The sequence below is a fragment of the Klebsiella sp. K5-306 genome (assembly GCF_051835185.1).
In the GTDB taxonomy this organism is placed as follows: domain Bacteria; phylum Pseudomonadota; class Gammaproteobacteria; order Enterobacterales; family Enterobacteriaceae; genus Klebsiella; species Klebsiella oxytoca.
Window position 1 is genome coordinate 1 of record NZ_JAIFJY010000059.1, and the last position, 1,196, is coordinate 1,196.

General features: G+C 53.5%; 1 protein-coding gene. It reads left to right on the forward strand.

The window, feature by feature from the left end; all coding sequences use genetic code 11:
* Nucleotides 1–68 precede the first annotated feature (68 nt).
* Complete coding sequence (locus K2184_RS28960; protein ID WP_000019441.1) at nucleotides 69–1,049, forward strand: IS5-like element ISKpn26 family transposase; 981 nt, start codon at nucleotides 69–71, stop codon at nucleotides 1,047–1,049.
* The last annotated feature ends 147 nt before the right edge of the window (nucleotides 1,050–1,196 follow it).

Here is a 1,196-nt window from a genome sequence, read left to right on the forward strand (position 1 = left end):
GGAAGGTGCGAACAAGTTCCTGATATGAGATCATCATATTCATCCGGAGCGCATCCCAGAGGGACATCATGAGCCATCAACTCACCTTCGCCGATAGTGAATTCAGCACTAAGCGCCGTCAGACCCGAAAAGAGATTTTCCTCTCCCGCATGGAGCAGATTCTGCCATGGCAGAATATGACCGCTGTCATCGAGCCGTTTTATCCCAAGGCGGGCAATGGCCGACGGCCCTATCCGCTGGAGACCATGCTGCGTATTCACTGCATGCAGCATTGGTACAACCTGAGCGACGGTGCCATGGAAGATGCCCTGTACGAAATCGCCTCCATGCGCCTGTTTGCCCGATTATCCCTGGATAGCGCCCTGCCGGATCGCACCACCATCATGAATTTCCGCCACCTGCTCGAGCAGCATCAACTGGCCCGTCAATTGTTCAAGACCATCAATCGCTGGCTGGCCGAAGCAGGCGTCATGATGACCCAAGGCACTTTGGTGGATGCCACCATCATTGAGGCACCCAGCTCTACCAAGAACAAAGAGCAGCAACGCGATCCGGAGATGCATCAGACCAAGAAAGGCAATCAGTGGCACTTTGGCATGAAGGCCCACATTGGTGTCGATGCCAAGAGTGGCCTGACCCACAGCCTAGTCACCACCGCGGCCAACGAGCATGACCTCAATCAGCTGGGTAATCTGCTTCATGGAGAGGAGCAATTTGTCTCAGCCGATGCCGGCTACCAAGGAGCGCCACAGCGCGAGGAGCTGGCCGAGGTAGATGTGGACTGGCTGATCGCCGAGCGTCCCGGCAAGGTAAAAACCTTGAAGCAGCATCCGCGCAAGAACAAAACGGCCATCAACATCGAATACATGAAAGCCAGCATCCGTGCCAAGGTGGAGCACCCGTTTCGCATCATCAAGCGGCAGTTCGGCTTCGTGAAAGCCAGATACAAGGGGCTGCTGAAAAACGATAACCAACTGGCGATGTTATTCACCCTGGCCAACCTGTTTCGGGTGGACCAAATGATACGTCAGTGGGAGAGATCTCAGTAAAAACCGGAAATAACGCCAGAAATGGTGGAAAAAATAGCCTAAATAGGCTAATTCGATGTGTTTGCGGGAAAAAAATCGGCCCAGATCCGCGAAATTTTAATCAGCGAGTCAGCTTGGGAAGAAATGACCTGCTTATTCGCACCTTCC